Here is a 13635-nt window from a genome sequence, read left to right on the forward strand (position 1 = left end):
TTTATTTAACCTTTCTTATATTTGTTGAACGAGGAAGTGGTATATGAATCATTCTGCTGAATGCACCTGCGAAGAGAGTCTATGCGAAACCCTGCGGGCGTTTTCCGCGCAGCATCCCGAGAGCGTGCTCTATCAGACATCGCTCATGAGCGCCCTGCTGAGCGGGGTTTACGAAGGCAGCACCACCATCGCCGACCTGCTGAAACACGGCGATTTCGGCCTCGGCACCTTTAATGAGCTGGACGGGGAGCTGATCGCCTTCAGCAGTCAGGTCTATCAGCTGCGCGCCGACGGCAGCGCGCGCAAAGCCCAGCCGGAGCAGAAAACGCCGTTCGCGGTGATGACCTGGTTCCAGCCGCAGTACCGGAAAACCTTTGACCATCCGGTGAGCCGCCAGCAGCTGCACGAGGTGATCGACCAGCAAATCCCCTCTGACAACCTGTTCTGCGCCCTGCGCATCGACGGCCATTTCCGCCATGCCCATACCCGTACCGTGCCGCGCCAGACGCCGCCGTACCGGGCGATGACCGACGTCCTCGACGATCAGCCGGTGTTCCGCTTTAACCAGCGCGAAGGGGTGCTGGTCGGCTTCCGGACCCCGCAGCATATGCAGGGGATCAACGTCGCCGGGTATCACGAGCATTTTATTACCGATGACCGCAAAGGCGGCGGTCACCTGCTGGATTACCAGCTCGACCACGGGGTGCTGACCTTCGGCGAAATTCACAAACTGATGATCGACCTGCCCGCCGACAGCGCGTTCCTGCAGGCTAATCTGCATCCCGATAATCTCGATGCCGCCATCCGTTCCGTAGAAAGTTAAGGGGGTCACATGGACAAACAGTATCCGGTACGCCAGTGGGCGCACGGCGCCGATCTCGTCGTCAGTCAGCTGGAAGCTCAGGGGGTACGCCAGGTGTTCGGCATCCCCGGCGCCAAAATCGACAAGGTCTTCGATTCACTGCTGGATTCCTCCATTCGCATTATTCCGGTACGCCACGAAGCCAACGCCGCATTTATGGCCGCCGCCGTCGGACGTATTACCGGCAAAGCGGGCGTGGCGCTGGTCACCTCCGGTCCGGGTTGTTCTAACCTGATCACCGGCATGGCCACCGCGAACAGCGAAGGCGACCCGGTGGTGGCCCTGGGCGGCGCGGTAAAACGCGCCGATAAAGCCAAACAGGTCCATCAGAGTATGGATACGGTGGCGATGTTCAGCCCGGTAACCAAATACGCCGTCGAGGTGACGGCGCCGGATGCGCTGGCGGAAGTGGTCTCCAACGCCTTCCGCGCCGCCGAGCAGGGCCGGCCGGGCAGCGCGTTCGTTAGCCTGCCGCAGGATGTGGTCGATGGCCCGGTCAGCGGCAAAGTGCTGCCGGCCAGCGGGGCCCCGCAGATGGGCGCCGCGCCGGATGATGCCATCGACCAGGTGGCGAAGCTTATCGCCCAGGCGAAGAACCCGATCTTCCTGCTCGGCCTGATGGCCAGCCAGCCGGAAAACAGCAAGGCGCTGCGCCGTTTGCTGGAGACCAGCCATATTCCAGTCACCAGCACCTATCAGGCCGCCGGAGCGGTGAATCAGGATAACTTCTCTCGCTTCGCCGGCCGGGTTGGGCTGTTTAACAACCAGGCCGGGGACCGTCTGCTGCAGCTCGCCGACCTGGTGATCTGCATCGGCTACAGCCCGGTGGAATACGAACCGGCGATGTGGAACAGCGGCAACGCGACGCTGGTGCACATCGACGTGCTGCCCGCCTATGAAGAGCGCAACTATACCCCGGATGTCGAGCTGGTGGGCGATATCGCCGGCACTCTCAACAAGCTGGCGCAAAATATCGATCATCGGCTGGTGCTCTCCCCGCAGGCGGCGGAGATCCTCCGCGACCGCCAGCACCAGCGCGAGCTGCTGGACCGCCGCGGCGCGCAGCTCAACCAGTTTGCCCTGCATCCCCTGCGCATCGTTCGCGCCATGCAGGACATCGTCAACAGCGACGTCACGCTGACCGTGGACATGGGCAGCTTCCATATCTGGATTGCCCGCTACCTGTACAGCTTCCGCGCCCGTCAGGTGATGATCTCCAACGGCCAGCAGACCATGGGCGTCGCCCTGCCCTGGGCCATCGGCGCCTGGCTGGTCAATCCTGAGCGCAAAGTGGTCTCCGTCTCCGGCGACGGCGGCTTCCTGCAGTCGAGCATGGAGCTGGAGACCGCCGTCCGCCTGAAAGCCAACGTGCTGCATCTTATCTGGGTCGATAACGGCTACAACATGGTCGCTATCCAGGAAGAGAAAAAATACCAGCGCCTGTCCGGCGTCGAGTTCGGGCCGATGGATTTTAAAGCCTATGCCGAATCCTTCGGCGCGAAAGGGTTTGCCGTGGAAAGCGCCGAGGCGCTGGAGCCGACCCTGCGCGAGGCGATGGACGTCGACGGCCCGGCGGTAGTGGCCATCCCGGTGGATTATCGCGATAACCCGCTGCTGATGGGCCAGCTGCATCTGAGTCAGATTCTGTAAGTCATCACAATAAGGAAAGGAAAATGAAAAAAGTCGCACTTGTTACCGGCGCCGGCCAGGGGATTGGTAAAGCTATCGCCCTTCGTCTGGTGAAGGATGGATTTGCCGTGGCCATTGCCGATTATAACGACGCTACCGCCAAAGCGGTCGCCTCCGAAATCAACCAGGCCGGCGGCCGCGCCATGGCGGTGAAAGTGGATGTCTCCGACCGCGATCAGGTGTTTGCCGCCGTCGAACAGGCGCGCAAAACGCTGGGCGGCTTCGACGTCATCGTCAACAACGCCGGCGTGGCGCCGTCCACGCCGATCGAGTCCATTACCCCGGAGATTGTCGACAAAGTCTATAATATCAACGTCAAAGGGGTGATCTGGGGCATCCAGGCGGCGGTCGAGGCCTTTAAGAAAGAGGGTCACGGCGGGAAAATCATCAACGCCTGTTCCCAGGCCGGCCACGTCGGCAACCCGGAGCTGGCGGTATATAGCTCGAGTAAATTCGCCGTACGCGGCTTAACCCAGACCGCCGCTCGCGACCTCGCGCCGCTGGGCATCACAGTCAACGGCTACTGCCCGGGGATTGTCAAAACGCCAATGTGGGCCGAAATTGACCGCCAGGTGTCCGAAGCCGCCGGTAAACCGCTGGGCTACGGTACCGCCGAGTTCGCCAAACGCATCACCCTCGGCCGCCTGTCCGAGCCGGAAGATGTCGCCGCCTGCGTCTCCTATCTTGCCAGCCCGGATTCTGATTATATGACCGGTCAGTCATTGCTGATCGACGGCGGGATGGTGTTTAACTAATAAAAAAAGCTCTGACATGGCTTGCCCCTGCTTTCGCGCAGGGGCTTTTTTTGGTTTGGGTGTAAGTGTAAGCATCCCGGAGAAACGAAGCATCGATATTTGAGGGCTTCTGGCGTTCTCACTTACGCTTCGACACGACTTGGGCAATCTGACTGGGATGAAGGTCTGATTTGAGCGAGGAGCGGAAGTTCGGGAACGGGATAGCTCCATTGATGACTTTATGCTACGTGTTAAACCACAGGTAATGGAGTTGCTGCCGGAGAAAGTAGTATTCTTTAGACTGAGATCTTTTGAAAGGAACTGTAGTTGCTATAAAATTGAGGAACCAAATTTTTTAGCTTTTAAAAAATAAAATATTATCTCTTTTAGAAATTAGATAAGCAGGAGAAAAGCTATGATATCGATAATAAAGGACCTATTTAGTAACCAAGTGGGTTCCGCAGTCATTCTTACTATCATTGGAGCGATTAAAAAAAAGTATATTCAGTTTCATCGCAGAGACTTTTTTTCACGCTCATCCTCCGAGCAGATAAAAGCAGTCGAATGGCTTAGAACCTCTTCTGTACCCATCTCCGATCCGTTAGCAAAGGCGGAACAGCAGTTCCGCCTACAGTCGTTCGGACTGCATAGAGATTGGCATTTATCTTATAAAATCATATGCTTGAGTTCCGATTATGCACAGTCATTGATTCCGTCCTTGAAGGCAGTCTTGCGTTATCAGGGCATGTACACAATTACTAACGGGAATATATACCCTCATAAATTCCATAAGTGGATAATACCTTTTGTGTTAATATCGTTGCTATTATATATCGGTGCTGAGATATACAGAGGTTCTTCACAGAGTGATGGTATAGAGATTTTGAAATCTCTATACGTCGTTATTGTGGCTTTTATAGTATGGTGTTGGGTCGCTGCTTGTGCTCTGAGAGTATCAAGCATCAGTAAAAAGCTCAATGCCTATATCCCACCCGCAAACGATTTTAAATCCAAGACATACGATTTCAGTTCAATACTCAATAATAGATATCCCTAGCCTGGCTGATCTGCTTCCCGTAAATACTGATACCTGGCAGTAAGCGAGATCCGCTTCTGGCACGGCGCGAACTGTTAACTGAGCCAAAGGTCCGCCATGAGCGAGGAGCGGACATTTTTCTTCGTCCTCTACTTCGTCCATTCTTTATGCAGTAACGCATAGATGTATGTGTCGTCATACCTTGCCTTACCCTCCTCGTTTTCAAAGGAGACAAATTCTTTAAAACATCCTTCACGTCGCATAAGTAGTCGCTCGCATAGTTTTTGAGAGGAGTAATTATAATCTTCCACCCAGGCATACAAACGTCTGGCGCCTTTTACTTTAAATAAATAATCAAACAGTGCAGCAACTGACTCGCTTGCATATCCCTGATGTTCAAAACGTTGATTAAAATGCCAGCCTACTGACCAGGTATTGTTGTCTGGTTCGTTGCTATTGTCCGCAAAAAGATGTCCGATTAACGTATCGGTTTCTTTTAGACAAACGGCAAACTGTGTTGGGTCAGAGGCTCGTTTAGCCACGTCGACCTCTGCCTCAGCGAGTGAATGTAACTTTTCATCCTTAAAGCAAGGAGTACGTGGTGAAGAGAGGTAATCGAAAAGAGCTGCCGCATCCTCTTCCTTAAAATGGCGAATGATTAATCTTTGAGTGGTAATGATGGTCATAATGTCCTTGATAATGTAATGCCAGCCAGTTCAGCAAGAAGTCTGCTTTAAACTGGCCGGAACACAGGGCAGAGATTAGCCGTTCCGGCTATTCCCCAGTCTGTATTTTCGCATGCCTGTAAATCGTGTGATCGTCACGAAAAATACCGGAACAAAAAAAATGGCCAGTAGCGTTCCGCTAATCATCCCGCCGAATACACCGGTACCAATCGCATGCTGCGTGCTGTCGCTGGCTCCACTGGCAAGCATCAGCGGAACAACACCTAATGTGAAAGCCAGAGAAGTCATCAGAATTGGCCGTAAGCGTAGCTTTGCAGCCGTCAATGTCGCGTCAATAAGGCTCTTTCCTTCTTTCATCAATTGTCTCGCGAACTCGATAATCAGAATCGCATTCTTGGCGGAAAGTCCAATCAGGGTTATCAGACCCACTTTGAAAAAGACGTCATTCGTCATATTTGTAACGGATACGGCCAGCACAGCGCCGAGCAGCCCCAGAGGAACAACGAGCATGACCGCGAAGGGAATGGACCAGCTTTCGTAAAGAGCAGCCAGCACCATGAATACCACCAGTACCGAGAGCACAATAAGACCCGGAAGCTGTGATGCAGACTCTTTTTCCTGTAACGAACTTCCCGCCCACTCCCCGGCGAACCCCGGTGGTAAGTGCTTAGCCAGATTGTCCATTGCCGCCATTGCGGTACCTGACGATTTTCCCTGTGCGGAACTCCCGGTTATGCGTATGGCAGGATATCCCTGATAGCGTATCAGTTGCTGCGGTGCAACATTCCACGAAAGCGTCACAAAAGTGGATAATGGAAGCATCTGCCCCAGACGGTTTTTAACAGACAAAGCCAAAAGTTGTTCAGGCTGCATCCGGTATGGCGCATCCGCTTGGACGATAACCTGCTGAACCCGACCATTATTGGTATAGTCATTAACATAATTGGAACCTGCTGCAACGGAAATGGTTTGATTTATTTCATCAAACGAAACCCCCATGGCTTCCGCTTTTTCCCTGTCGACATGCAGGGAAAGGCTTGTTCCCTCACCAAGTCCATCAATATAGACATCGGCAAGGTGAGGATTATGATTTGCCTGTACAATAAGCTCATCGGCCGCCTTTTTGAGTGCCTGATAGCCTTTCCCCCCTCTGTCCTGTAAATAATAAGTGAACCCGGATGAGGTTCCCATATCAGAAATAGCCGGAGGCAGCAGACTCATTGTTACGGCGTCCGGCACGTTTGCCATTTGGGACCGAATATGGTCAGCTTCTTCCTGTGCCGTGGTTCCTTTGCGTTGTCTCCAGTCCTTGAGGGTGGTGAATGCCATGGCCGAATTTTGGCCTGACCCTGAAAAACCAAATCCCAGAATCATAATGTTACTTTCTACCGCCTGCCGATGGGCGATCTCCTCTTCAAATGTATCGACGACCTTAAGCGTCCGCTGCATCGTGGCATCAGAAGGAAGCTGGATTGAGGACATAAAATAACCCTGATCTTCATCGGGTAAAAATGATGATGGTAAGGTGGACAGCCCGGCAAACAATGCCAAACATAATGCAGCGTAAATCATCATCATACGGCCAGTACGCTTCAGTACAAATCCCAGACCAGTGGCGTAAAACGAAGTCAGGCGATGAAAGTGAGCGTTAAACCACGCTGAAAATACGCTTCTTTTACCCTGATGAATACCATGTGGTTTGAGCAGGGTTGCACAAAGCGCAGGCGTTAACGTCAGCGCCAGGAATGCCGACAGTAAAATGGATATCGCCATCGAAATGCTGAACTGTCGATAAATAATACCCACAGAACTGCTGGCAAAGGCCATTGGTATAAACACCGCAGTGAGCACCAGCGTAATACCAATGATTGCCGGCGTAATTTCACGCATCGCTTCTCGCGTTGCATCCTGTGGAGACATTTTTTTGTCTTCCATCAGTCGTTCGACGTTCTCCACCACAACAATAGCATCGTCAACAATAATCCCGATGGCCAGTATCATTCCAAACATGGTTAAAATATTGATGGAATAACCGCTTAATAGCATTACGGTAAATGTGCCGAGCAGCGCCACGGGTGCCACAATCGCAGGAATAAGCGTACAGCGTATCTTGTGAAGGAAAAGCAGCATCACGAAAAAGACCAGAACCATGGCTTCAACAAATGTCTCAACTACCTTCAATATCGATAGCTTTACAAATGGAGCCGTATCGAAAGGCACGGTGAATGTCATTCCCTCGGGAAGCACACCGGACAGTTCTGTTAACCGCGCGCGGATACCCGACGCAGTACTAATCGCATTTGCGCCAGGAGACAACTGAATGGCGGCAGCCGTTGCAGGCACGCCATTTTCACGGATGCCAAATGCGTAACTTTGCAACCCGGATTCCACGCGGGCAACGTCTGCCAGTGTCACCCGGGCGGCTGAGACCTGTGATTTAATCGTGATATTGCGAAATTCTTCAACCGAAGAGAGCTGCCCTTTTACCGTTATTGGATAGGTCACCTCTTGACTGCTCGTCGCGGGTTCATCTCCGGTTCTGCCCGGTGAAACAATCACGTTTTGTTGACTGATGGCGCTTAATACATCCGTAACAGAGAGCCCATAGCTGTGTAATTTCATCGGGTCCAGCCATATGCGGAGTGCCTTTTCTCCGCCAAAAAGCTGGACTTTACCTACACCAGGTACGCGACGGAGTTCATCAGTAACATTCCTTGCAAAATAATCGCTTAAGTCAGCTTCCTGATAGGCTCCGCTTGGCGATTTTAACCCCACCATCATTAAAAAACCGGAATTAGCTGCCTCAACATTTATCNCATTCTGTCTTACCGACTGCGGCAGGCGAGATTCCACAATTTTAATTTGGTTTTGCAGATCCATCTGGGCGAGTTTGATGTCGGTGCCGGGTTTGAAAGTTACCGTAATTGACGCCATCCCTGTCGTGTCACTGGAAGATTCAAAATAGAGTAAATTGTCAACACTCGAAATTTCACGCTCGATCAGAGACACGACGGATGTGTTCATCACTTCCGGGCTAGCTCCAGGGTAACTCACTGAAATGATAATACCGGGTGGCGCAACTTCAGGGTATTGCGCAACCGGTAAACGAGGTATGGACAACAGTCCCGTCAGAATAATAAACAGGGCAATAACCCATGCGAAGATGGGGCGCTCAATGAAAAAGTGCGGCATCAGGTGTACTTCCAGTCAACATACAAAGGGTAAAAGTTCAGCATGGTTTTCCTGATAAAGAGGTCTCATCGTCAGTCGAAACCCGTTTACCGATATCCCTGAGCTGGGAAAATTTCTCAAGAAGTTGTGGTGCGTCATCAAGGCTTGTTGCAAACATCCACATATAGGTCATGACGGAATAAATATGTCCGGCATTAATTCCGGATTCCATGCTCATCCTGATAATGGTCATGGAAAAGAGAGCAGAAACCAGAAGGCCTATTGATAAATATCCCCATGCCTCTCTGTCGGATAACACCACGCGCAGACGAGCAAGTGTGTCATAATGTCGCTTAAGAGCACCAAAAGACGCCTTATTAACATAATCGACCTCTTTCTCAAGGCGATTATTCAGCCGTCTGTAGAATGTCTCATTTTTGCTGGCATAGCTTGAGACAAAACACATCAGTATTGCCACGATGATCAAACAGGCTATACCTGTCCAGAATTCAATCCATAACAGCATAATTGCTGCGCCGAAAAGGGAAATGATCGAGGTGATCAATACGGGCAGGTGCAACTCGAAGAAATCTACAAATTCACGCGACAGAGTGACTCTCGCAGCAATAGTCGAGTGATTAAGTGAATATTTTCGCTGGGATAATACTACAGTCACAGCAAGACTTGCGTAGATACGTGCAAACGTTCGCGTATCGACACTACGTCTGGCGGCTCCCATGCACCACATGAACAGAACCATCAGGCCATAAAGGGCCGCATGTGACGTCTGTCCGCCCAGGATGGCATTTATCGCCATGCCCGCCAGAACGGGGTAGAGCAGGAATGCAACGTTTTCAGCAATAACCAGCATGAAAGTAATGCACAATTTCTTTCTGTGCCGCCAGGCAAGTCTCTTAAGTGAGATAGCAACCCCGGGGGCCATAGGTTTGTCGTTGCCTTTATAAATCATGATAAATTATATTAAACATCTGTGTGTAAAGGGTTCTGCAGTTGGTTTATTATGTCAGCTAAGTGAAACGAGACAGCAGAACAGAGCAGTCATAAATCCATGTGCTAAGTGTAACGTGATGATGTCAATCGTGAATGGATGTTTTATGGAGGATATGTGTACTCACTCCTGAGGTTATGTATCATATTGACATTGCATAATATCAAACCATTCTTATACATAAACATAAAGGTAGTCCGCAAAAGAAAACCATTAAAAAAAATTCATAATAAAAAACAAAATCATAGATATCTGGAAAAGTATTCAAAAGCAGATGTAATACAATGATGGTGTGTATAAACAGTAAAACCAGACCGAATGTTATTGCAATGAAGTTTTTAAAAACTCCAGGTTTTTTCTGAATAATAAATGATAATGCTGTAATGATTATCAAAACACGAATCAGTAAAGATGAGGGTAATGTTGATTCTACTTTTTCATTAATTGAATGCACAAGGTAAAGCCAGGTAGATAGCAACCCATATGAAACGATGCAAAATAAAAGTGAGGCCATCAAATTCTCGCGCCGGAAAAAACATTTAGTCAGCACCATAAAACTCCTTAGACAAAGTACATATTGCATGCACCACTTAACCTGGTTGTAGATTATCACTTAGCGATGTTGATTAATTATTTATAAAATGTGTAGTGAATATGGAGAGTGAGTCTGGTAAAATTTTAAGAAAATTTCTTGATGAACTTTTCCAAAAAGTACCTGTCAAAAGACATCAAATTGCAAATTAATGTTTGTAATTGAGTTAAAGAGCTTTAAGCATGACGATAAAAGTGCTTTCAGGGTAAAATGCATGTTGTCATCAGCACTGTGGAAGAAAATATGAACAACAACAATCTGATTATCGTCGCAGAAGACGATGATGACATCGCTGCCATACTGACAGGCTATTTACGTAAGGCAGGTATGAAAACCTTAAGAGCCGAAGACGGTGAGCAGGCAATCAATCTTACCCGTCTGAACAAGCCTGATCTCCTGCTATTGGACATCCACCTGCCCGTGTACGATGGCTGGAATGTTCTCACCACGTTAAGAAAGGAAACGAATGTACCGGTCATCATGGTGACAGCACTGGATCAAGACGTTGATAAACTGATGGGGCTACGGCTCGGGGCTGACGACTATGTGATAAAACCCTTCAATCCATCTGAGGTTATTGCCCGGGTTGAAGCTGTGCTTCGCAGAACCAGACCGGTTGCAGAGTCTACACATTCACGGCCTTTAAGAACGCCTTTTTTAACGATTTATCCTGATGAGTTTTACGTTGAAATCACTGCACAAGGTGAGGTTTCCACGCCAGTATTAACCACCACTGAGTTTAAGCTTTTAACCTATTTGGCGAGAAACCCGAGAAAAGTCTGTTCACGTGAAGAGTTACTCGATGCGTGTTTACCTGAGGGAGACTCGCTGGATCGTACTGTAGACAGTCATATGAGTAAACTTCGGAAAAAGCTTGAACATGCCGGATTGAAGGGCGTTCCGGAAAGCATCCGAGGATTAGGCTACCGGTTGGGTGACAAAAAATGAACAAAGAAACGATTCTGAGCCGTCAGATTTTGACATATATGTTGTTGTTAACGTTTGTTATTATTGCCATTGCAATACTCGGTTCCTACTTATTTTATAGTTTCCTGATTTATTACCTGCCGGGTGGAATGAACGAAGGTAGTGAAGATGCTATGACATTCCTTGACTGGATGTGGATTCTGATGGCGTCCATTACCAGTCTGGTCGTTGCACTTTTCTTTACCGTAAAGCTGTCTGCAAGAATATTCAACCCACTGAATGACGTTGCATACAGCCTGAAACAAATCTCTCAGGGAAACCTTAGTGCCAGAGCATTTAACAGCAGTTCTAAGTTGGGAGAGATGAATAGGCTCGTCAATGACTTTAATGAGATGGCTGAAAAGTTACAGACGCTGGATGCGCAGCGAAATTTATGGAATGCTGCAATTGCTCATGAACTCCGGACGCCGGTGACTATCTTACGTGGGAGGCTTCAGGGACTGGTTGACGGCGTTTTCGAACCAGAACCGTCGTTATTCAGAAACCTTCTTAAACAAACTGAAGGTCTGACCAACTTAATTGAAGATCTCCGCGTCGTGAGTTCGTCAGGAGGCGCAGGGTACTCCTTGATGCTGAGTGAAGTCGATCTCAAGGCCACGATTTCAAATGCGCTTGATACCTTTTGGCCGGACTTTGATAAAAAGCATTTCAAAATTGTCACTGAGATTAACCAGCAGTATTGCGTTTGCGATCCCTTACGCATTATTCAGTGCCTCACCGTTCTTTTTGACAATGCCTTAAAATACTCCACATCACAAACGCTGTTAATAAAGAATGGTATTACAGGAAACGATAATTTTATTATCGTTCAGGACCAAGGACCTGGAATTCCTGAAGAACTCCAGAAGTCCTTATTCCAGCCTTTTCAGCGAGGAGAATACGCCAAAAATATTAATCCAGAGGGCTGTGGTTTAGGGTTGTCGGTAGTTAAAGCCATTATGTGCGCCCACGGTGGAGACGTTAGCTATAGTTTAACACCAGAAAATGGCTCACTTTTCAAACTCTCATGGCCTGTTTAAGGGCATGAATACACAGGCTCGATCGAACCTGTTTTAGCAAGAGACAGATCCCACATACTGCCGAGTTTTGCGTCCCAAATTGATGGGGTGATTTTAAGTTTGCCTCTTTTGGGGCTTAATGTTATTTCGCTGAAATAGATATCATCTCCTTTTAGCATAAGATCGACGCGGCAGTAGTCTATTTCTTTTGCTAAGTCCTGGGCGGCAATAACGGATTTATGAAATGATTCTGGTTCATCAACCGGCAATGGCGTGTTTGGGTATTCCATCTGAAAGGGTTGTAAATTCCACGCTCTGTCATAAACGTTAATGAATTCGTTTCCATCGCTGTCAGTAAAGTCGGCCTCGATAAAACATGCCACACCGTGAAAGCAATGTATTCTTATCATTTCCGGAGTTATATTCCGGTGTTTGCTGGAAAATAGATCCAGATACATTTCGCATAGGATCACGGGTGGTATGTTTTTATACTGCCACTCTCGGGTCGTATAATACATGTTCTTTTTAAGAGATAGCTTTAATTTGCTTTTAACCTTAGCGGGATCAATATTCGTTTTATCCGTGCATATGACCGCGCTACCACTATCATGATTGCATTTCAAAACAAATTTTGAGGGAAGTTTGTCGAAATCAATATCATCAACTCTATTATAAACACCTACTAAAGGAATAAGCTTAATTAAATTAGGGAAGGTGCGAACAAGTTCCTGATATGAGATCATCATATTCATCCGGAGCGCATCCCAGAGGGACATCATGAGCCATCAACTCACCTTCGCCGATAGTGAATTCAGCACTAAGCGCCGTCAGACCCGAAAAGAGATTTTCCTCTCCCGCATGGAGCAGATTCTGCCATGGCAAAACATGGTGGAAGTCATCGAGCCGTTTTATCCCAAGGCGGGCAATGGCCGACGGCCCTATCCGCTGGAGACCATGCTGCGTATTCACTGCATGCAGCATTGGTACAACCTGAGCGACGGTGCCATGGAAGATGCCCTGTACGAAATCGCCTCCATGCGCCTGTTTGCCCGATTATCCCTGGATAGCGCCCTGCCGGATCGCACCACCATCATGAATTTCCGCCACCTGCTCGAGCAGCATCAACTGGCCCGTCAATTGTTCAAGACCATCAATCGCTGGCTGGCCGAAGCAGGCGTCATGATGACCCAAGGCACTTTGGTGGATGCCACCATCATTGAGGCACCCAGCTCTACCAAGAACAAAGAGCAGCAACGCGATCCGGAGATGCATCAGACCAAGAAAGGCAATCAGTGGCACTTTGGCATGAAGGCCCACATTGGTGTCGATGCCAAGAGTGGCCTGACCCACAGCCTAGTCACCACCGCGGCCAACGAGCATGACCTCAATCAGCTGGGTAATCTGCTTCATGGAGAGGAGCAATTTGTCTCAGCCGATGCCGGCTACCAAGGAGCGCCACAGCGCGAGGAGCTGGCCGAGGTGGATGTGGACTGGCTGATCGCCGAGCGTCCCGGCAAGGTAAAAACCTTGAAGCAGCATCCGCGCAAGAACAAAACGGCCATCAACATCGAATACATGAAAGCCAGCATCCGTGCCAGGGTGGAGCACCCGTTTCGCATCATCAAGCGGCAGTTCGGCTTCGTGAAAGCCAGATACAAAGGGCTGCTGAAAAACGATAACCAACTGGCGATGTTATTCACCCTGGCCAACCTGTTTCGGGTGGACCAAATGATACGTCAGTGGGAGAGATCTCAGTAAAAACCGGAAATAACGCCAGAAATGGTGGAAAAAATAGCCTAAATAGGCTGATTCGATGTGTTTGCGGGAAAAAAATCGGCCCAGATCCGCGAAATTTTAATCAGCGAGTCAGC

At 49.2% G+C, this 13635-nt stretch carries 11 protein-coding genes and 1 pseudogene; 7 read left to right on the top strand and 5 right to left on the bottom strand.

What is annotated here, in order from left to right; all coding sequences use genetic code 11:
• Positions 1–43 precede the first annotated feature (43 nt).
• The 4 genes from budA to VZP09_RS10380 all read left to right on the top strand — a co-directional run bounded on the left by budA (position 44) and on the right by VZP09_RS10380 (position 4342).
• Positions 44–823 carry an acetolactate decarboxylase gene (budA, locus tag VZP09_RS10365; RefSeq protein ID WP_002908205.1) on the top strand — a complete coding sequence of 260 codons (780 nt, stop codon included), beginning with the start codon at positions 44–46 and terminating at the stop codon, positions 821–823.
• 9 nt (positions 824–832) lie between these two features.
• A complete protein-coding gene (alsS, locus tag VZP09_RS10370; protein ID WP_021312470.1) occupies positions 833–2512 on the top strand; it encodes an acetolactate synthase AlsS in 1680 nt (559 codons plus the stop codon).
• Positions 2513–2535: 23 nt separating this feature from the next.
• Entirely contained in the window at positions 2536–3306 is a 771-nt protein-coding gene (locus VZP09_RS10375) for a (S)-acetoin forming diacetyl reductase (RefSeq protein ID WP_004151179.1), read from the top strand.
• Positions 3307–3700: 394 nt separating this feature from the next.
• Positions 3701–4342: a hypothetical protein gene (locus VZP09_RS10380; RefSeq protein WP_328795109.1), complete on the top strand. Its 642-nt coding sequence runs from the start codon at positions 3701–3703 to the stop codon at positions 4340–4342.
• A gap of 128 nt (positions 4343–4470) precedes the next feature.
• On the opposite strand, the gene VZP09_RS10385 is transcribed toward VZP09_RS10380, so the two are convergent.
• From VZP09_RS10385 to crrC, 4 genes are all read right to left on the bottom strand, one after another.
• The gene (locus VZP09_RS10385; RefSeq protein WP_004189572.1) at positions 4471–5007 is read right to left on the bottom strand and encodes a GNAT family N-acetyltransferase; all 537 of its coding nucleotides are present in this window, start codon (positions 5005–5007) and stop codon (positions 4471–4473) included.
• Between the two features lie 75 nt (positions 5008–5082).
• Positions 5083–8199, bottom strand: a complete 3117-nt coding sequence (gene kexD / locus VZP09_RS10390) for a multidrug efflux RND transporter permease subunit KexD (protein ID WP_328795110.1) — start codon at positions 8197–8199, stop codon at positions 5083–5085.
• Positions 8200–8236: 37 nt separating this feature from the next.
• Entirely contained in the window at positions 8237–9121 is an 885-nt protein-coding gene (locus tag VZP09_RS10395; protein ID WP_004151176.1) for an ABC transporter six-transmembrane domain-containing protein, read from the bottom strand.
• Positions 9122–9350: 229 nt separating this feature from the next.
• Positions 9351–9740, bottom strand: coding sequence for a colistin resistant protein CrrC (gene crrC, locus VZP09_RS10400; protein WP_004184323.1), 390 nt, complete (start codon positions 9738–9740; stop codon positions 9351–9353).
• Between the two features lie 282 nt (positions 9741–10022).
• On the opposite strand from crrC, the gene VZP09_RS10405 reads away from it, so the two are divergent.
• Entirely contained in the window at positions 10023–10727 is a 705-nt protein-coding gene (locus VZP09_RS10405) for a response regulator (RefSeq protein ID WP_021312473.1), read from the top strand.
• Positions 10724–11785, top strand: a complete 1062-nt coding sequence (ccrB, locus tag VZP09_RS10410; protein ID WP_004184324.1) for a HAMP domain-containing histidine kinase CrrB — start codon at positions 10724–10726, stop codon at positions 11783–11785. The genes VZP09_RS10405 and ccrB overlap by 4 nt, the downstream gene beginning before the upstream one ends.
• Here ccrB and VZP09_RS10415 read toward each other — a convergent pair.
• Positions 11782–12477: pseudogene (locus VZP09_RS10415) on the bottom strand (ATP-grasp fold amidoligase family protein); the annotation flags it as partial. The gene ccrB and the pseudogene VZP09_RS10415 overlap by 4 nt on opposite strands.
• 64 nt (positions 12478–12541) lie before the next feature.
• Here VZP09_RS10415 and VZP09_RS10420 point away from each other — a divergent pair.
• Positions 12542–13522: an IS5-like element ISKpn26 family transposase gene (locus VZP09_RS10420; RefSeq protein ID WP_000019473.1), complete on the top strand. Its 981-nt coding sequence runs from the start codon at positions 12542–12544 to the stop codon at positions 13520–13522.
• The last annotated feature ends 113 nt before the right edge of the window (positions 13523–13635 follow it).

Source organism: Klebsiella sp. EMBS2024 (assembly GCF_036233805.1).
Classification (GTDB): Bacteria; Pseudomonadota; Gammaproteobacteria; order Enterobacterales; family Enterobacteriaceae; genus Klebsiella; species Klebsiella pneumoniae.

Excerpts from the sequence above, each read along its gene's own strand:
- VZP09_RS10405 (WP_021312473.1), top strand. The coding sequence starts at position 10,023 with ATGAACAACAACAATCTGATTATCGTCGCAGAAGACGATGATGACATC.
- alsS (WP_021312470.1), top strand. The coding sequence starts at position 833 with ATGGACAAACAGTATCCGGTACGCCAGTGGGCGCACGGCGCCGATCTC.
- VZP09_RS10380 (WP_328795109.1), top strand. The coding sequence starts at position 3,701 with ATGATATCGATAATAAAGGACCTATTTAGTAACCAAGTGGGTTCCGCA.
- budA (WP_002908205.1), top strand. The coding sequence starts at position 44 with ATGAATCATTCTGCTGAATGCACCTGCGAAGAGAGTCTATGCGAAACC.
- ccrB (WP_004184324.1), top strand. The coding sequence starts at position 10,724 with ATGAACAAAGAAACGATTCTGAGCCGTCAGATTTTGACATATATGTTG.
- crrC (WP_004184323.1), bottom strand. The coding sequence starts at position 9,740 with ATGGTGCTGACTAAATGTTTTTTCCGGCGCGAGAATTTGATGGCCTCA.
- VZP09_RS10420 (WP_000019473.1), top strand. The coding sequence starts at position 12,542 with ATGAGCCATCAACTCACCTTCGCCGATAGTGAATTCAGCACTAAGCGC.
- VZP09_RS10385 (WP_004189572.1), bottom strand. The coding sequence starts at position 5,007 with ATGACCATCATTACCACTCAAAGATTAATCATTCGCCATTTTAAGGAA.
- VZP09_RS10375 (WP_004151179.1), top strand. The coding sequence starts at position 2,536 with ATGAAAAAAGTCGCACTTGTTACCGGCGCCGGCCAGGGGATTGGTAAA.
- VZP09_RS10395 (WP_004151176.1), bottom strand. The coding sequence starts at position 9,121 with ATGGCCCCCGGGGTTGCTATCTCACTTAAGAGACTTGCCTGGCGGCAC.